Consider the following 16,362-nt stretch of genomic DNA (forward strand, 5'->3'; position numbering starts at 1 on the left):
ACCTGATCCCGGCCACCGCGCAGCTCACAGCCAGCCGCGGTCGTCGGCGATGCGCACGGCCTCGGCCCTGGTGCGCGCGCCGGTCTTGCCCATCGCCGCCGACAGGTGATTGCGCACGGTCCCCTCCGACAGGTGCACCGCCCTGGCCAGGTCGGCCACGGTGCCGCCGTCCCGTGCGGCCGCCAGCACCTCCCGTTCCCGCCCGCTCAACGGACTGGCCCCGCTGGACAGCGATTCCGCGGCCAGCCCCGGATCGACCACGCGCAGTCCCGCGTGCACCCGCCGCACCGCGTCGACGAGCTGTTCCGGCGGGGCGTCCTTGACCACGAACCCGGCCGCACCCGCGCTCATCGCCCTGGCCAGATATCCCGGCCTGCCGAAGGTGGTCAGGATCAGCACCCGGCACCCTGGCAGGGCGTCGCGCAGTTCGGCCGCGGCGGCCAGTCCGTCCTTGCCAGGCATCTGCACGTCCAGCAACGCCACGTCCGGCCGGTGTTCGAGGGCCGCGGCGAGCACCTCGTCCCCCGAGCCGACCTGCGCGACGACCTGGATGTCGGCCTCCAGTCCGAGCAGCGCGGCCAGTGCCCCACGGACCAGGGCCTGGTCGTCGGCGAGCAGTACCCGGATCACTCGTCGTCCCCGATCTCCGCGCGCAGCCGGAATCCGCCGGCGGGCAGTGGCCCGGCCGCCAGGGTGCCGCCGACGGCGGCGAGTCGTTCGGTCAGGCCGGTGAGCCCGGTGCCGGTGCGGCCGGCGTTGTCCTGGGGCGCGCCGTCGTCGGCGACCTCCAGCCAGGACAACCCGAAGCGCACCTCGCAACGGGTCGCGCCACTGTGCCGGAGCACGTTGGTGACCGCCTCGCGCAGCACGTAGGCGAAGACCGGCTGGTGCCGCGGTGCGACGTTGTCCACGGCATGCGGCAGGTCGGCGGTGATCCCGGCGGCCTGCAACGCCACCCGCGCCCCGGCCAGTTCCGCGGCCAGGGAGGCTTCCCGATAGCCGGAGACGGTGGCGCGGACGTCGGTGAGCGCGGCCCTGGACAGCGCTTCGACATCGCTGACCTCGGTGATCGCCGCCTCCCGCTGTCCGGCTTCCAGCAGCCGCCTGGCCAGCCCCGCCTTGAGGGTGATGGTGGTCAGGCTGTGCCCGAGCACGTCGTGCAGATCGCGGGCGAGCCGGGCGCGTTCCTCGGCGACGGCGAGCAGCGCGGCCTGCTCCTGTTCCCGGTACAGCTTGATGTTGCCGCGGATCAGCTCGGCCACGCCGAGCACGCTGAAGGTGCTCAGCAGCATGGCCAGGATGATCCAGGCCAGCCAGAACGGCCCGCCGTCGAGCACGGCACGCACCGCGACGATGCTGGGCACGACCGGCACCAGCACGGCCAGCCAGACCGGCAGCAGGATCGCCGCGGTGGCGGCGAGGTAGACGAACAGGCTGAGGAACTCCACCCCGAAGGCCAGCGTGATCAGCGTGATCAGCACGGCCTGGCCGAGCACGAGCGCGATCCGCTGCCACATCGGCGCCTCGAACAACCGCGGTGGCACCACCAGGTAGGTGACGCCGATGACCCCGATCCCGGCCAGTCCGGCGATCTTCCACAGCACCGGGTGACCGGCGACGAGCAGGTAGTAGACCGGGAAGAACAGGAACAGCAGGAAGAAGCCGGCGAACAGCTCCCAGGAACGCATCCTGGGTCCGGCTCTGGTGGTCATGGCGTTCACCGTAGGCAAGGTCAGCGGCCGGCGCTGAGCCGGTACCGCCTGGCCACGAACAGGCCGAGGACCAGGGTCACGCCGCTGAGCACGGCGATCGCGGGCAGGCTGACCGTGCCTTCGGCGATCACCCGGATCCCGTTCTCCCGGAACCAGAAGCTGGGCAGCGCACGGGCGATGTCGCCGACCCAGTCGGGCATGATCTCCACCGGCACCATGAGCCCGCCGACCATGGCCAGCGCCATCATCACCGCGGGCGTGACCGCCTGGGCGGATTCGGCGCTGGCGAGCTGGCCGATGGCCATGCCCAGGAGCGCGAACGGCACCGAGCCGAGCACGAGTCCGGCGATCAGCATGGCCCACTGCGCCAGGCTGAGGTCGATCTGGCGCACGATGACCCCGACCGCGAGCACGCCGAGCATCGCCGGGATGGCGACCAGGACCGCGATGAGCCCCTTGGCCAGCAGGTAGCCGCCGCCGCTGAGCGGGGTGAGCCGGAGCTGCCGGTGCCAGGCGATCTGGCGTTCCAGCGCGATCCGGCCGCCGGTGACCAGTGCGGCGGACATGGCGGCGAAGCTGGCCATGCTGACCATGGTGGCGGCGGTGACCGGGGTGCCGTTGCGGAAGGTGGCGGTGCTGCCGCCGAAGATGCCGGAGAAGATCAGGAACATCGCGGTGGGCACCACGATGGTGAAGAAGAGGAAGGCGAACTGCCGGACGATGAGCTTGACCTCGATGAAGAGGTAGGTCGGGTTCACTTGTCCTCCTGGCTGGTCAGCGCGAGGAAGGCGTCTTCCAGGCCGACGGTGGTGATCTCGATGTCGCGGGCGCCGGGGTAGCGGTCGAGCACGGCGCGCAGGGTGGCGTCGGAGTCGGTGGACGCGAGGGTGGCGTGCTCGCCGCGCAGGTCGGCCTGGGTGACACCGGGCAGCAGCACGAGCGAGCCGTGATCACTCCCAGGGAGCACGGCGCGCAGGGTCCGCCCGGCGGCGGTGGCCCGGATCTGGGCGACGGTGCCGTCGGCGACGACCGCTCCGGCGCGCATGAGCACGACCCGGTCGGCGTAGCTCTCGGCCTCTTCGAGGTAGTGGGTGGCGAACAGGACGGTTTTGCCGGTGGCGGTGAGTTCGCGGATGTTGTGCCAGAAGTGCCGCCGGGTCTCCACGTCCATGGCCGCGGTGGGTTCGTCCAGGATCAGCAGGTCGGGGTCGCTGACCAGGGCGATGGCGAAGCGGACGCGTTGCCGCTGGCCGCCGGAGAGCTTCTTGCAGCGACGTTTGACCAGATCGGCCACGCCGGCTTTGGCCAGTGCGATGGCGGCGGCCTGGGGGCGGCGATGCAGGGCGGCGACCATGCGGACGAGTTCGCCGACGGTGGCGTCCTCGATCAGCGCCCCGCCCTGGAGCATGGCGCCGATGACGCCGTCGCGGACGGCCTGGTCGGGGCGCTTGCCGAAGACGTGCACCTGGCCGGCGTCGGGGCGGGTCAGGCCGAGGACCAGGTCGACGGTGGTGGACTTGCCTGCGCCGTTGGGGCCGAGCAGGGCAAGCACCTCGCCGGGGGTCACGGTCAGGTCGACGCCGTCCACGGCGCGGACCGGTCCGAAGTGTTTGCGCAGGCCGCGGAGGCTGATCGCGGCGCAGGCGGCGATCTCTCGCTCGGCGCCGGGCAGGGTTGGTGTGGACATGCCACTACGGTGCCGCCCGCGCGGGGCCGGGACGCAGGCCGCTCGTCACGGCCCGGCCATGACATCTGTCAGGGGTGCTCGTCCGTGCGGACGCGTTCGCGCACGGCGGTCATGACCTCCTCGACCACGGCCCGTTGTTCGGGGGTCATGAGGTCGATGAGGTAGTCCCGGACGGTGTCGACGTGGCCGGGGGCGATCTTGTCGAGCAGCCGTTGCCCGGTGTCGGTGAGCACCGCGACCACGCCGCGTTCGTCGGTGGCACAGGATTCCCGGCGCACCAGCCCGGTCTTCTCCAGGCGGCTGACCTGGTAGGTGAGACCGCTTTTGGAGACCACGGTGCGGCCGGCCAGTTCGGTCATCCGCATGCGTCGGCCGGGGGCCGCGGACAAGGTGGAGAGCACGTCGTACTGGGCGTGGGAGAGCCCGCCGTCGGTCTGGAGCTGGTGTTCCAGTCTGCGTTCCAGGAGATGGGTGGCCTCGACAAAAGTGATCCACATCCGCAGCTCGGCCTCGGACAGCCAGCGGGGCTCGTTCATGTCCGGACCCTAACCGTCAGCGGGGATGGCACGATCGAACCATGCCTGCTGAGCAACCGACGATCCTGGCCACCTCGGGTGGTCTGCGCCGTGGCCACCGCACCGATCTGGAGTTCGCGCCGCTGTTGACCTACGCGGTGGAGCTGGCCGGGGTTGCGGGCAGGCGCCCGAAGTTGTGTCACATCGGCACGGCGCTGGGTGATCAGCGGGGGTTCAACGCGACCTTCGCCGAGGCCGGGGAGATCGCCGGGGTCGAGGTGGTGCACCTGAACCTGTTCCCGATGCCGCCGACGGCGGATCTGCTCGACTACGTGCTGTCCTGCGATGTGGTGTGGGTGGGCGGGGGTTCGGTGGCGAACCTGCTCGCGGTGTGGCGGGTGCACGGGCTGGATTCGGTGCTGCGGGAGGCGTGGCTGCGCGGGGTGGTGCTGACCGGGGTGAGCGCGGGCTCGTTGTGCTGGCATGTGGGCGGGCCGACCGATTCCTTCGGGCCGGAGCTGCGGATCGTCACTGACGGGCTGGGTTTCCTGCCCTTTGGCAACGGGGTGCACTTCGACTCCGAGGCAGCGCGGCGGCCCGCGGTGCTGGGTGCGGTGGCCAACGGGGTCATCCCGGACACCTATTGCACCGATGACGGAACCGGGTTGCTCTACCACGGCACCGAACCGGTCGAGGCGCTCGCCGAACGCAAGAACGCCGGTGTCTACCTGGTGCGACGCGAGGACGAGGGCACGGCGGTGGAGCACGCCCTGGACGTCCGCCGCCTCTGACCCCCACTACCACATCCCCGGCCACACCACCACTTCAAGATCGCGACCTATCCACAATCGACCACTTGTCCACAGCCCGCTCCGACGCCGCTGGCCCCCTCCCAGCCGCCGGAGCAGGCTGGCCCCATGACCACAACCCTCGTCCCGGTCCGCCTTGACCGCCTGGCCGCGATGTTCCCGCACCAGGTGGCCCGCACCTCCGAGCTGTACCGGCTGGGCGTGCCCGGCAAGCTGGTGAGTTCCTGGCGGGAGGCGTTGCCGGGTGTCGTGCTGCTCACCGGGAATCGCCCCACCAGGGCCGGTTTCCTGCGCGCGGCCTTGCGCTACGCCGAACCGAACGCCGTGATCACCGGCTATGACGCCCTGCAGCTGCACGGCATTCCGATACCGGGGCTGGACGGCACGGTCCACCTGCTGGTCCCGTTCGCGAACCCCCGGCTCACCCCGGTCCGGTCGTTGCACGTGGACCGGTTGCGGGTGCTGCCGAAATGGACGATGTCCCGGGGTTTCCCGGTGGCGTCGGTGGCCAGGGCGACCTTGGACGCGGCCCGCCGCACCCGGGGCCCGACCGAGTTGGCCACGCTGCTGCACCTGGCCTGTGGCCAGGGCGGGGTGCCCCCGGCAGAGCTGTGGGCGGAGCTGGACGAGTCGCCGCAGCGGGGTCGTCCGGCGGTGCGCGAGGCGCTGAACAAGTTGCCGCTCAAGGTGGCGGACATCCAGCAGGCGCGGGCGCGGCGGATCGTGGCGCTGGCCGAGTTGCCGCCGCCGACCTGGCGCAGGCGGATCACCTCGGACGGCCGTCAGCTGCTCGGCATTGCCGATGCCTGGTGGGACCAGGTGGCCTTGGCCTGGCTCTGGCTGGTCAACCGGCGTCCGGAGGGTCCTGATCCGTTGGCGAACGCGGGTGTGCACGTGGTGCGCACGCCGGTGGAGCAATTGGCCGAGGCGCCCGAGGCGGTGGCCGAGGAACTGCGGATGGCGTATTCCCTGGCGCGGCTCAGCCCGCGACCGGGTGTGATCGCGAGCTGAGCCGGGAAGGAGTGGGAGTCGTGACCTCAGCAGCCGATGAGCCGCGCGGCCAGGTAGGACTCGATCTGGTCGATCGAGATCCGCTCCTGGCTCATGGTGTCGCGCTCGCGCACGGTCACCGCGTGGTCGGTGAGGGTGTCGAAGTCGACGGTGACGCAGAACGGGGTGCCGATCTCGTCCTGGCGGCGGTAGCGGCGGCCGATGGCGCCCGCGTCGTCGAAGTCGATGTTCCAGTTCCGGCGCAGCGCGGTGGCCAGGTCACGGGCCTTGGGCGAGAGGTCGGCGTTGCGGGACAGCGGCAGCACGGCGGCCTTGACCGGCGCGAGCCTGCGGTCCAGCTTGAGCACGACCCGCTTGTCCACGCCGCCCTTGGCGTTGGGGGCCTCGTCCTCGTGGTAGGCCTCCAGCAGGAAGGCCATCATCGGGCGGCCGACACCGGCGGCGGGCTCGATCACGAACGGCCGGTAGCGGGAGTTGGTGGCCTGGTCGAAGTAGGACAGGTCCACACCCGAGTGGTTGCTGTGGGTGCCCAGGTCGAAGTCGGTGCGGTTGGCGATGCCCTCCAGCTCGCCCCACTCCTGACCGGCGAACTGGAACCGGTACTCGATGTCGGCGGTGCGCTTGGAGTAGTGGGACAGCTTCTCCTGCGGGTGGTCATAGATCCGCAGGTTGTCCTTGGCGATGCCCAGCTCGGTGTACCAGCGGGTGCGCTCGTCGATCCAGTACTGGTGCCATTCCTCGTCGGTGCCGGGCTCGACGAAGAACTCCATCTCCATCTGCTCGAACTCACGGGTCCGGAAGATGAAGTTGCCGGGCGTGATCTCGTTGCGGAAGGACTTGCCGATCTGGCCGATGCCGAACGGCGGCTTCTTGCGCGAGGTGGTCTGCACGTTGAGGAAGTTGATGAAGATGCCCTGCGCGGTCTCCGGGCGCAGGTAGTGCAGGCCTTCCTCGGTCTCCACGGGGCCGAGGTGGGTCTTGAGCATCATGTTGAACTCGCGGGGCGCGGTGTACTGGCCGCGGGTGCCGCAGTTCGGGCACGGGACGTCGGTGATGTCGTCCTCGGTGGTGGGCTTGCCGGTGCGCTCGGCGTATTCCTCGGCGAGCTGGTCCGCCCGGAACCGCTTGTGGCAGGAGGTGCACTCCACCAGCGGGTCGTGGAAGGCGTTGACGTGCCCGGATGCCTTCCACACCTCACGGGGCAGGATCACCGAGGAGTCCAGCCCGACGACGTCCTCCCGGCCCTGCACCATGAACTTCCACCACTGGCGCTTGATGTTGTCCTTCAACTCCACGCCGAGCGGCCCGTAGTCCCAGGCCGACCTGGTACCGCCGTAGATCTCCCCGCAGGGGTAGACGAACCCTCGGCGCTTGCAGAGGTTGACGACGGTATCAATCCGATCGGCCGACACGGACACTCCAGAGCAGGTCATAGGCATTCAGCGGGAGGCTGCAAGGGTAGCGACCGCCTTTTCGCCCCCGACAACCGCGTTCCACCACCCCCCATTTCCACCCCGCCCCAGCCCTCCTCACCCCACCAAACCCACCCCCACCACCCCGCGCCATCCCCCAACCTCAATCCGCCACACCCTCGCCCCCGCCCCAAGGCCACCCGCCCCGCCAAACCCCCACAACTCCATCCGTCCCACACCACCACGGCACCCCCAGCAAGCCCAGTCCTCACCCCCAGCAAGCCCAGTCCTCACCCCCAGCCCCACAGCACGGCCCGCAAACCCACGGTCATCGCCAACCTCTCCCCCCCACCAAGCCCTCCGCCCAGTCCCGCCAAGCTCTCCGCCCCAGCTCCCCCAGCCCCGCCATACCTTCGGCCCGGTCCACCCCGCCACACCAAGAGCCCTCACCCACAGCTCATCTCCCTGGCCAGGCTTGCCCCAGCCCCAGCCCCAGCCCCAGCCTCTGGCTCCGGCCACCCCAGCTCCGGCCCCGGCTCACGAAATCCCCGGTCCCCCAATCGCCCTTCTCCCCTCGGGCCACCCTCCCTCTACCCCAAACCACCCCCAACCCAAGACCGCTCCCGCCCAGCCGCTCCGCGCCCCACCGGGACCACCCGGCATCAAGCGCCCCCACACACAGTCACAAGAGCCCCAAGCCGAGCGCCCGCTCCGGCCCTGCCTCAGCCGAAGGCCCGTCACTCCAGCCAACCCCTCAACCAACCACGTCACCAGAACCCGACTCCAGCGACCGCCCCGGCCGCCGCCCCTCCACGAAAACCAGCCCCCGAACACCCCCGAATCCCTTACAACCCAACCAACTCAGGCCGCACAGCCAGCCCCCGGAACACAGCCCCCGGATCCGCCACCAGCCGCCGGGTCCCCAAATCCAGCACCCCACCCACATTCAGCACCTCGGCAACGAGTTCCTCTCCGCGCCGAACCTCCTGCCGCACCCGGAAAATCTTCCCCTCGCCCCACTCGAACACGCAGTCCAACTCAACCTGGTCGCCCGCCCGCAGTTCCCGGTGATACCGAATGGTCTCCTCGATCCGCACCGGCGCGACCCCCAACTCCCGCAACGCTTCCAGGCCGATCCCCGCCGCCCGCAAACATTCCCACCGCACGTGCTCGGCGTACTGCAAGTACACCGCCCCGTTCACGTGCCCCAACGAGTCCAGCTCATAAGCCCGGACCCCGATCCCAACCCGAAACCCATGCCCCATAACCACTCCCCACGCCAGCTCCGACTGGCGCGCACGCTAACCCTCACCCCCGACACTCACTCGCCCACCAACCGGCCAAGCCCACCTGTCCACCTCGCCCCGGCGATCCCTGACCACACCGGCCCAACTCACCCGCCCAACTCACCCGGCGAGGCCTCACCCTCGGACCGATCCCGCTCACCAAGTCCATCCCCAGAACCGGCTCTTCCTTCGCTCGCACACGCCAGCCGTGCTTCAACGTCCGCGGCCCTCTGTCCCCTCCTCCTCATCCGCCGCCCCGACAGCCGAGGTCCGCCTCAACGCCGCAGTTCAGCCCGGATCGCCGCGGGCAGCCCCGTCCCCTGGTTGAGCTGCAGGTGCGGGTTGTACCGCGCGACCGTCTCCGCGAAGTCCCGCCAGTGCTCGCCGAGCCGCGCCGCATGCGGCCACACCCCGTCCCAGCAACCCCAGATCGGGTAGGCCACACCCCCGTCGGCGCGCGCCTGTTCATGCGCGCCCCGCCTGCTGCCGCGCACGGTGGCGGTCCAGGACGGGTCGGCACCGGGCAGGCCGCGGTCGCGGAGGGTGTCGACCAGCACGATCCGGTCGCTGTCACCTGCGGGCACGGCGAAGGCCGGGCGGGTGAAGGCGGACCTGCGGTGTGGAAAGGCGAGCACGAACTGCGGGATCTCGGTGGCCCAGTCCGCCGGGGTGAACGCGGCGACCCGGCGGGTCAGGTAGTGCTCGGCGTGCTGGCCGGACAGCAGCACGTCGTCCCAGAGTTTTGTGGTGTCGTCCCAGGAAAGTGAGGTGCGGAAACTGTCGAACATCTCGGTGATCATCCGACTGCGTTCGGGGTAGGTCACCAACTGCGTCAGGCGATGCTCCGGTTCCGGTTCCACCGGCAGCGGCTGTGTCTCGTGGCGGTCGGTGTGCTGGTAGGCGTGCACCTGGAAGGTCGCGCCGGGCCTGCCGCCGGTGCCGGGTCGTTGGACCCACAGGTAGACCTCGTCGGCGGCCTCGTTGTCCATGAGGCAGTCCATGGCGGTGAAGGCGCTCGCGGCGTCGGCGTAGTCCAGCAGGTCCAGTTGCACGCGCGGCTGGGCCGGGGTCAGTTCGAGCCAGGCGTCGGTGATCACACCGACGGCGCCGAGTCCGGCCAGCGCGGCCTCGAACAGGTCGCGGTGTTCGGTGGCCGAGGCGAGCAGGATCTCGCCGCGGCCGGTGACCACCCGGAGGCGGCGGACCCGGTCGGCCAGGGTGCCTTCGCGCCACCACGCGGAGATGCCGCCGACCGCGAGCACGCCGCCGACGGTCAACCCGTGGTAGTCGGGCAGGCCGGCGGCCGGGCGGTGGCCCGTGGCGAAGGCCGCGGCGTCGAGGTCGGCGAGCATGGCCGCGGCGCCGACCTGGATGACGCCCTCGGTGTCGACCTCGCCGATCCGGCCGAGGCCGCCGACGAGGGTGAGCACCACGCCGTCGGTGAGGGCGTGCCCGGACAGGCAGTGACCCGCGCCGCGGACCGCGACCGGGATGCCGCGCGCACCGGTGTGCCGCAACAGTTCCGCCACAGCCTCGGCGGTGCCGGCGCGGAACACCGCGGCGGGGCGCCGGTGGTCGAGGTTGCCCGCGTCGGTGGCCGCGGCCTCGCGGGCAGCCGGGTCGACGGTGAGGTCACCGGACCAGTGGGTGGCGCGTTGTTCCAGCTCGGCCAGCCAGGCCGGGGGCGGAGCAGCGGCCTGGTCGGGCTGGGTCGCCGTCGCGGGTTGGGCCACGCTCATGGACGTCTCGGCTTTCCGGCCGGTGGCTGCCGGCTCAGTTGAGGTGTGCCTGTGGCGACACGGGTTCGGCCACCACGATGCGATTGTCGCGGTAGCCGTCGGTGCCGCCGACGAAGTCCCCGCCACAGGTGACGAGCACGACCCGGTGCGGTCCGCGCGCGTTGAACAGCCGTTCGGCGTGCCGGGGCAGTTCGTCCTTGTGCAGGGTGAGGATCTCGGTGACGCGGTAGGTCCAGCGCAGGCCCGCGGCGTCGGCGATCGTCACCGGCTGACCGCGTTCGGCTCGCCACAGCTCGTCGAACGGTCCGGTGCGGCCACGCCAGTTGACGTGGCCGGACAGCACCGCGGCCCCGTTCGGCGCGCCCAGGCCGACGCCCCACCAGGCGGCCTCGTCGAGGCTGTCCGGGATGGGCAGGGTGCCGTCGGGAGTGATCTCCCGGCGTACCAGCCGCGCGCTGCCGCCTGCGGCGAGCCGGATGGTGCCCGGCCGTTGCCCCGGCGGCGGCGTGGTGACCGTCGTCGGCGCGCTGCTGACGGTCCCCGGCGCTGTGCTGCTCCGCGACGTCGCCAGCGGCAGCACAAGATCCGGAGCGGGGGCGGTGGGGAGGGGGTGGGGGGTGGGCCCCCGGAAGGCGGCGGCGAAGGCGACGGTCGCGCCCACGGCGAGTGCCGTGAGCACGACCGCACCGATCACGAGTCGCCTGCGAGGAGGCCGCGACTTCTCCCCGTTGGCGGGCTCGAGGTTCATGGCGGGTGCCGCCGGGGTGGCCGGTGCGGCGTCCGCCGGTGTGTTGCTGACCGCCGACGTAGTGGTGGTCGCCGACGTAGTGGTGGTGGTCGCCGACGTGCCGGTGGTCGCCGATCTGCTGCTGATCGCCGATCTGCTGGTGGTCGCCGACGTGCCAGTGGTCGCTGACCTGCTGGTCGTCAAGGGCGAGGTGGCGGCTTGGGATGGCGGGGTGGTCTTCTCCTCGCCTGGCGGGTGGGTCGGGGGTAGGCCCGGCTCAGGGTCCGACCTCGACCACATCTGGGTCAGTCCTCGTGGCCGCGGCGGACGCTGGTGGCGCGTTGGCTGCGGGCGAGAGCGGGGGTGGTGCGGCGGCGCAGGATCACGGCGGCGCCGGTGGTGGCGAGCAGGGCCAGGCCGAGCAGGGCCAGGGGGAGGGTGTCCGGGCCGGTTCCGGTGGTGGCGCCGGGGGTGGCCTGGGGGTGCTGGTCGAGGTGGTCGGCGGGGTTGGCCTGGGGGCCTGCCGGGATCTTGACCGGGACGGTGGGGGTGCTGGTGGTGGTCGCGGTGGGCTCGGGTTTGGGGGTGAAGTCCTTGGCGGTGGTGCACAGGGCGGCGCCCAGGACGAAGGTGTTGTCGGCCAGGACGGGGCCCTTGCCGTCGGCGGGGGTGTTGCCGCCGGGGGCGCGCTGGCCGTCGGTGGAGTTGGTGCCGCCAGGGGCGCTCTTGTTGTCGGCGGAACTGGTGCCGCTGGGGGTGCCGTTGCCGTTGGCGGGGGTTTTGCTGTCGGGGGCGCGGTAGTCGAGGACGTCGACCCGCCAGCCTGCGACGGCCTCCACGCCCCGGCTGGTGAGGGCGGTCTGGGTGACCAGGTCGGTGAGTTTGGTGACGCGGCGGATGGTGATGTCGGAGACGATCTCGCCCGCGTCGGTGCTGCGGCCGGTGGGCACGTTGGGGCTGGTGAGGGGCTCGGCGCCGGTGGGGAGGTTGACCTTGCGGAGCTGGCCGTCGGCGTAGCGCAGCCACAGGCCGTCGGCGGTGGTGGTGCTGGTCAGGGTGGTCGGGGTGGCGCAGCTCGCCTCGCTGACCGCGTTCTGCAGGTAGACCAGCTGGCCGTGGTCGGTGGTGGTGACGCCCAGGTCGCCGGTGATCTTGGCGGTGGGGGCGTGGTTGGCGCGGAGGGTGGCTTCGGCGCGGTAGCGGGCCTGGCCTGCGGGAACTCCCGGTGGCGGGGTGTCCTTGTGTGCGGCGGCGGTGCCCGCGCCCAGGCGGAAGCGGCTCTCGGTCTGGGGGTCCGGCAGGCTGAGGCGGTCGCCGGCCTCGACGGTGTCGCCGGGGGTGAGCGGGGAGCGCAGCAGCTTGCTCAGCGACGGGGACGGGGTGAGGGCCGCGCCCTGTCCGGCCAGGACCAGGGCGTGCGCCAAGGGGCCGGTGTGTTCGTCAACCGGGTCCGCGAGGGCGGCGCCGGGAGTGGCCAGCAGCAGCGCGGTGGCGGTCACGAGCACGGCGACGCCGGTGGTGGCGTGGCTGATGACCGGGCGGGTCCCTGGGCAGGGCGGTCGGACAGACATGAGTGCTCCCCCATGAGAATCACCCATCAGAGGTGTGTTGAGCACTGTGCCAGAGGTGCTCAGCACTAAGGAAGGGCTTGTGAAAAAAGGGGCAAGTTCACCCTTTCAGGGCAGAGCCGGCCACTCGGTGAGCAATGCACAGGTGCGCATATGAGTATCGGTTGGTCATCGAGTCCAGAAAGGCGACACACCATGACCAGCACCCTTGAGCACCAGCCCGCCGAAACGCACCGGCACACCCACGGTCCCGGTTGCGGGCACGACGCGGTGGTGCACGGCGACCACGTCGACTACCTGCACGACGGGCACGTGCACCGGGAGCACCGGACCGAGGACGGGGTGCACTACGACGAGTGCGCGCGGTGCCAGTGCGCGAACTGCACGGACTCCTGCGCGTTGTGCCAGTGCGCCGACTGCAGCTGCGCGACCTGCAACCACGCCCGGTGCGACTGCGCGGGTTGTTCGGACGCCTGTGCCAACTGCACGTGCGCGGACTGCTCCTGCGTGACCTGCGACCACGCGGCCTGAGCCACGACAACGCGGGACGGCGACCGGGGCCGGGGCGAGACTAGTGGCGGGGGGTTGCCGGGCCGCCTGCCTCGCCCAGGCGGACCGTGCCCGCGTCCTTGGCGACCAGGCTGTCGCGGCGTTCGGCGATGCCACCGGTGACGTCCCACAGCTCCTCGTAGGCCGCGGGCTCGTCCGCCAATGCCTGGGAGAGCAGGGGGATGACGTGTTCGCGGACCTCGAACGGGGACAGGGCCCTGCGGTAGGCGGGGACCGAGTCGAATTCGGCGATCAGCACCCAGCGGTCCGCCTCGTCGGTGGCCCGGCTCAGCCTGCCGCGGCGGCAGTGCGGGCCCGCGGTGAGCAGTTCCAGGGCGTGTTTGGCCCTGGCCAGGAAGTCCTCGACCTCGGCCTCGGGTACGGCGAACCGGCAGACGAGCAGCACACCACGGACCGTAGACGCCGCCGGTGAGCCGTTGGCGGGCTGGGTGTAGGAAAGGACTGTGAGCGGGTCGCAGTCTCAGCCTGGCCGGTCCTCCGGCGCCGGGCCGCACAGGTCGGCGCCGGGTGGGTCCCGGCCGCGTAGGTCCGTGCCGCCACCGGTGGTGTTCCTGGTGGTGGCGGCGGTGTTCGCGGCGGGAGTCATCGTCGGCGGGGTGATCGGGGCGGTGTTGCTGGCCGCGCTGGGGTTGTTCGTGCTGGCCATGGTGGTCAGCACCTGGCCCCGGTTGCGGACGCCGGACCGGGTGTTGCGGATCGTGGTGCTGGCCATCCTGGTTGGGGTGATCGTTTCGCTTTTCCGCTAGGTGTGGCGAACTGATCGGTAACCGGGTTGCCTAGGATGACGGGTAGCCTCGGTCGTTCACGGGCACGTAGCTGCGTGCCCCGGCGCCGGGCGGTGAGAGGAGCGCACATCGTGAACAGGGAGATCGCGCCGCTGGCCGATGACCATGTGCACTCCCCCGACCGTGCGCCGGTGCCGCCCGCCCCGCAACGTTCGGGTGACGTGCTGGCCATGGCCGGTGACCTGCTGCGCGCGCTGGCCGCGCCGGTCCGGATCGCCATCGTGTTGCAGCTGCGGGCCTCGGAACGGTGCGTGCACGAACTGGTCGACGCCCTGGGCGTGGCCCAGCCGTTGATCAGTCAGCATCTGCGGGTGCTCAAGTCCGCCGGGGTCGTACGTGGGGAGCGGCACGGCCGGGAAGTGGTGTACCGCCTGGTGGACGAGCATCTCTCGCACATCGTGGTGGACGCGGTCGCGCACGTCGAGGAGGGGCAGTGACAGTGAGCGAACGACCGGCCGCGGTGCCCGGACTGCGCTCGACCCGGCAGCGGGCCGCGGTGTCGAAGCTGCTGGACCAGGTGGACGAGTTCCGGTCGGCCCAGGAGATCCACGAGGAGCTGCGCAGGCGCGGTGAGGGCATCGGGCTGACCACGGTCTACCGCACGTTGCAGAGCCTGGCCGAGGTCGGCGAGCTGGATGTGCTGCGCACCGACTCGGGCGAGGCGATCTACCGGCGTTGTTCCCAGCACCACCATCACCACCTGGTGTGCCGCCGCTGCGGCCGCACCGTGGAGGTGGAGGGGCCGGATGTGGAGAAGTGGACCGAGCGGGTGGCGGCCGAACATGGGTTCGGCGAGGTCAGCCACACCGTGGAGATCTTCGGCACCTGCGCCGACTGCACCAGGGCCTGAGTCGCCCACACCGAGGCTGGACGGTCCGGGGGCTGGAGAGGGGCCCCAGGGGCTGGACGGTCCGGGGAGCGGCGGGCTGGGCGTTGTGCGGGGGCCGAGCGTGCTGACCAGGCGGGCCGTACCCGGGACTGTGCTGTCCCGGGTACGGCCCGAACTGCTGACTAGGCGGGTGCCGGGTCGTCCTCACAGCGGGCGCCGCGGGCCGGGAGGGTCTTGTCCACCAGGTAGTCCGCGGTGGCCTGCCGGGCGCAGGCGCTGTTGCTCAGACCGCTGTGGCCCTCGCCGACGAAGGTGAGCAGCCTTGCGTTGCGCAGCGTCCGGGACAGCACCACCGAGTCCTGGTACGGGGTGTCCGGGTCGCCGGTGGTGCCGATGACCAGGATCGGGTCCGAGCCCTTCGCCGACCAGGGACCGGCGTAGCGGCTGGCCTGCTTGGCCGGCCACTGCTGGCAGACCGCGGCGTGCGAGTGGTCGTAGCCGGGGGTGCCGTAGGCGGCGACCGGGCCCAGCCGCGGAGCGACCGCGGCGGCGATGGCCAGGCGGGCGCGCAGCTGGTGGGTGCTCTTGGGGTAGACCCGGTCGGCGCATTCCACCGCGGTGTTGGCGGCGAAGAACGCGGCGTTGGCGGCGATGGGGCGCACCAGTCTGCCGGTGCGGGTCTGCGCCTCGGCGAGCTGGGCGCCCAGTGCGGTCCAGCTGGGGCTGCCGCCGTTGACCGCGAAGATGATCCGGTAGGCCAGGCTGGCGCCGTTGGCGGTCACCTTGCCGTCGGCGTCCTTGACCGGGTCACGGTCCAGGTCGGCGACCAGCTTGTCAAAGGCCTGGCCGGGTTTGCCGTTGCCGAACTTGCACTTGTCCGGGGTGTTCGCGCACCAGTCCAGGAAGCGGTTGAAGGCGGCCTCGGTGGCGCGGAACTGGCCCAGGTCGTAGCGGTACGGGTCGTTGGCGTAGGAGTCCGGGTCGTAGCCGCCGTCCAGGGCCAGCACCCGGAAGTTCTTCGGGAACAGGTTGGCGTAGACGGTGCCGATGTAGGTGCCGAAGGAGACGCCGTAGTAGTTGAGCTTGGCATCGCCCAGGGCGGCGCGCAGCACGTCGATGTCGCGGGCCACGTACTCGGTGCCCACGTACGGCAGCAGCGTGGCGCTACGGGCCTGGCAGCCGGCGTGGAACTCGGCGGCGAAGGCCTGGCCGCGCTCGAAGTCGCCGGGGCGGCGGGTGGCGGTCATCCGGGCGAAGGCCGCGCGGGTCTGCTCGGGGTCCAGGCAGGCCAGTGCGGAGCTGCGGCCGACGCCGCGCGGGTCGAAGCCGACCACGTCGAAGCGTTCGGCCACCGCCGCGGGCAGGTCCGCGACCACGCCGCGGGCGAAGTCGACCCCGGAACCGCCGGGACCGCCGGGGTTGACCAGCAGCGAGCCGATCCGCTGGTCCGGCTTGCTCGCCGGACGGCGGGCCAGGGCGAGGGACAGGGTGCCGGCGGAGAGGTTGCGGTAGTCCAGGGGCACCTGGGCGGTGGCGCACTGGAAACCGTCGCCGGTGCCGCAGTCCTGCCAGCTCAGGCTGGGCACGGCCACTCCGGCGATACCGCCGGGGGCCTCGGGGGCGGGTGCGGCGGTCGCGGCCGGACTGGCCACGACAACGAGGGCCAGCACAGCGGCGATAGCCGCCGGACGGCGCAGGGTCACCCGCATGCG

At 71.5% G+C, this 16,362-nt stretch carries 18 protein-coding genes; 6 read left to right on the plus strand and 12 right to left on the minus strand.

Translation table 11 applies throughout. From position 1 onward, the window contains the following. Positions 1-24: 24 nt before the first annotated feature. From ACTOWY_RS03480 to ACTOWY_RS03500, 5 genes are all read right to left on the minus strand, one after another. Positions 25-630, minus strand: coding sequence for a response regulator transcription factor (locus ACTOWY_RS03480; RefSeq protein WP_441308143.1), 606 nt, complete (start codon positions 628-630; stop codon positions 25-27). Next, complete coding sequence (locus tag ACTOWY_RS03485; protein WP_441308144.1) at positions 627-1,712, minus strand: sensor histidine kinase; 1,086 nt, start codon at positions 1,710-1,712, stop codon at positions 627-629. The genes ACTOWY_RS03480 and ACTOWY_RS03485 overlap by 4 nt, the downstream gene beginning before the upstream one ends. Before the next feature lie 20 nt (positions 1,713-1,732). Further along, on the minus strand, positions 1,733-2,470 hold the full coding sequence (locus tag ACTOWY_RS03490) for an ABC transporter permease (RefSeq protein WP_441308145.1): 738 nt from the start codon (positions 2,468-2,470) through the stop codon (positions 1,733-1,735). Beyond that, entirely contained in the window at positions 2,467-3,399 is a 933-nt protein-coding gene (locus tag ACTOWY_RS03495; protein WP_441308146.1) for an ABC transporter ATP-binding protein, read from the minus strand. Before ACTOWY_RS03495 ends, ACTOWY_RS03490 begins: the two co-directional genes overlap by 4 nt. A gap of 68 nt (positions 3,400-3,467) precedes the next feature. Next, positions 3,468-3,935 (minus strand): MarR family winged helix-turn-helix transcriptional regulator, encoded by a 468-nt coding sequence (locus ACTOWY_RS03500; RefSeq protein WP_441308147.1) that lies wholly within the window; start codon positions 3,933-3,935, stop codon positions 3,468-3,470. 41 nt (positions 3,936-3,976) lie between these two features. On the opposite strand from ACTOWY_RS03500, the gene ACTOWY_RS03505 reads away from it, so the two are divergent. Together ACTOWY_RS03505 and ACTOWY_RS03510 are read left to right on the plus strand one after the other, a co-directional pair. Further along, the gene (locus ACTOWY_RS03505; RefSeq protein ID WP_441308148.1) at positions 3,977-4,705 is read left to right on the plus strand and encodes a Type 1 glutamine amidotransferase-like domain-containing protein; all 729 of its coding nucleotides are present in this window, start codon (positions 3,977-3,979) and stop codon (positions 4,703-4,705) included. 126 nt (positions 4,706-4,831) lie between these two features. Continuing rightward, entirely contained in the window at positions 4,832-5,734 is a 903-nt protein-coding gene (locus ACTOWY_RS03510) for a hypothetical protein (RefSeq protein ID WP_441308149.1), read from the plus strand. 26 nt (positions 5,735-5,760) lie between these two features. Here ACTOWY_RS03510 and ACTOWY_RS03515 read toward each other — a convergent pair whose 3' ends face one another. The 5 genes from ACTOWY_RS03515 to ACTOWY_RS03535 all read right to left on the minus strand — a co-directional run bounded on the left by ACTOWY_RS03515 (position 5,761) and on the right by ACTOWY_RS03535 (position 12,469). Next, positions 5,761-7,146, minus strand: coding sequence for a glycine--tRNA ligase (locus ACTOWY_RS03515; RefSeq protein ID WP_247797745.1), 1,386 nt, complete (start codon positions 7,144-7,146; stop codon positions 5,761-5,763). 845 nt (positions 7,147-7,991) lie between these two features. Further along, a complete protein-coding gene (locus ACTOWY_RS03520) occupies positions 7,992-8,411 on the minus strand; it encodes an acyl-CoA thioesterase (protein WP_441308150.1) in 420 nt (139 codons plus the stop codon). A gap of 296 nt (positions 8,412-8,707) precedes the next feature. Further along, positions 8,708-10,171, minus strand: a complete 1,464-nt coding sequence (locus tag ACTOWY_RS03525; RefSeq protein WP_441308151.1) for an FAD-binding protein — start codon at positions 10,169-10,171, stop codon at positions 8,708-8,710. A 34-nt stretch (positions 10,172-10,205) separates the two neighbouring features. Further along, complete coding sequence (locus tag ACTOWY_RS03530; protein ID WP_441308152.1) at positions 10,206-10,919, minus strand: class F sortase; 714 nt, start codon at positions 10,917-10,919, stop codon at positions 10,206-10,208. A gap of 284 nt (positions 10,920-11,203) precedes the next feature. Next, on the minus strand, positions 11,204-12,469 hold the full coding sequence (locus tag ACTOWY_RS03535) for a hypothetical protein (RefSeq protein WP_441308153.1): 1,266 nt from the start codon (positions 12,467-12,469) through the stop codon (positions 11,204-11,206). A 192-nt stretch (positions 12,470-12,661) separates the two neighbouring features. Between ACTOWY_RS03535 and ACTOWY_RS03540 the strand changes: the two genes are divergently transcribed. Beyond that, positions 12,662-12,997 carry a hypothetical protein gene (locus ACTOWY_RS03540; RefSeq protein ID WP_441308154.1) on the plus strand — a complete coding sequence of 112 codons (336 nt, stop codon included), beginning with the start codon at positions 12,662-12,664 and terminating at the stop codon, positions 12,995-12,997. Between the two features lie 40 nt (positions 12,998-13,037). On the opposite strand, the gene ACTOWY_RS03545 is transcribed toward ACTOWY_RS03540, so the two are convergent. Further along, on the minus strand, positions 13,038-13,421 hold the full coding sequence (locus tag ACTOWY_RS03545; protein ID WP_441308155.1) for an antibiotic biosynthesis monooxygenase family protein: 384 nt from the start codon (positions 13,419-13,421) through the stop codon (positions 13,038-13,040). 145 nt (positions 13,422-13,566) lie between these two features. Between ACTOWY_RS03545 and ACTOWY_RS03550 the strand changes: the two genes are divergently transcribed. The 3 genes from ACTOWY_RS03550 to ACTOWY_RS03560 all read left to right on the plus strand — a co-directional run bounded on the left by ACTOWY_RS03550 (position 13,567) and on the right by ACTOWY_RS03560 (position 14,671). Continuing rightward, on the plus strand, positions 13,567-13,782 hold the full coding sequence (locus tag ACTOWY_RS03550; protein ID WP_441308156.1) for a DUF6703 family protein: 216 nt from the start codon (positions 13,567-13,569) through the stop codon (positions 13,780-13,782). A 131-nt stretch (positions 13,783-13,913) separates the two neighbouring features. Further along, entirely contained in the window at positions 13,914-14,258 is a 345-nt protein-coding gene (locus tag ACTOWY_RS03555; protein WP_246493137.1) for an ArsR/SmtB family transcription factor, read from the plus strand. Then, positions 14,255-14,671, plus strand: a complete 417-nt coding sequence (locus ACTOWY_RS03560; protein WP_441308157.1) for a Fur family transcriptional regulator — start codon at positions 14,255-14,257, stop codon at positions 14,669-14,671. The genes ACTOWY_RS03555 and ACTOWY_RS03560 overlap by 4 nt, the downstream gene beginning before the upstream one ends. Positions 14,672-14,832: 161 nt before the next feature. Here ACTOWY_RS03560 and ACTOWY_RS03565 read toward each other — a convergent pair whose 3' ends face one another. Beyond that, entirely contained in the window at positions 14,833-16,359 is a 1,527-nt protein-coding gene (locus ACTOWY_RS03565) for an alpha/beta hydrolase (RefSeq protein WP_441308158.1), read from the minus strand. Positions 16,360-16,362 lie beyond the last annotated feature (3 nt).

The sequence above is a fragment of the Crossiella sp. CA198 genome (assembly GCF_052078295.1).
GTDB lineage: Bacteria > Actinomycetota > Actinomycetes > Mycobacteriales > Pseudonocardiaceae > Crossiella.

Coding starts and splice junctions, on each gene's coding strand:
- ACTOWY_RS03495 (WP_441308146.1), bottom strand. CDS start 3,399: ATGTCCACACCAACCCTGCCCGGCGCCGAGCGAGAGATCGCCGCCTGC.
- ACTOWY_RS03530 (WP_441308152.1), bottom strand. CDS start 10,919: ATGAACCTCGAGCCCGCCAACGGGGAGAAGTCGCGGCCTCCTCGCAGG.
- ACTOWY_RS03510 (WP_441308149.1), top strand. CDS start 4,832: ATGACCACAACCCTCGTCCCGGTCCGCCTTGACCGCCTGGCCGCGATG.
- ACTOWY_RS03500 (WP_441308147.1), bottom strand. CDS start 3,935: ATGAACGAGCCCCGCTGGCTGTCCGAGGCCGAGCTGCGGATGTGGATC.
- ACTOWY_RS03525 (WP_441308151.1), bottom strand. CDS start 10,171: ATGAGCGTGGCCCAACCCGCGACGGCGACCCAGCCCGACCAGGCCGCT.
- ACTOWY_RS03565 (WP_441308158.1), bottom strand. CDS start 16,359: ATGCGGGTGACCCTGCGCCGTCCGGCGGCTATCGCCGCTGTGCTGGCC.
- ACTOWY_RS03535 (WP_441308153.1), bottom strand. CDS start 12,469: ATGTCTGTCCGACCGCCCTGCCCAGGGACCCGCCCGGTCATCAGCCAC.
- ACTOWY_RS03485 (WP_441308144.1), bottom strand. CDS start 1,712: ATGACCACCAGAGCCGGACCCAGGATGCGTTCCTGGGAGCTGTTCGCC.
- ACTOWY_RS03520 (WP_441308150.1), bottom strand. CDS start 8,411: ATGGGGCATGGGTTTCGGGTTGGGATCGGGGTCCGGGCTTATGAGCTG.
- ACTOWY_RS03505 (WP_441308148.1), top strand. CDS start 3,977: ATGCCTGCTGAGCAACCGACGATCCTGGCCACCTCGGGTGGTCTGCGC.
- ACTOWY_RS03540 (WP_441308154.1), top strand. CDS start 12,662: ATGACCAGCACCCTTGAGCACCAGCCCGCCGAAACGCACCGGCACACC.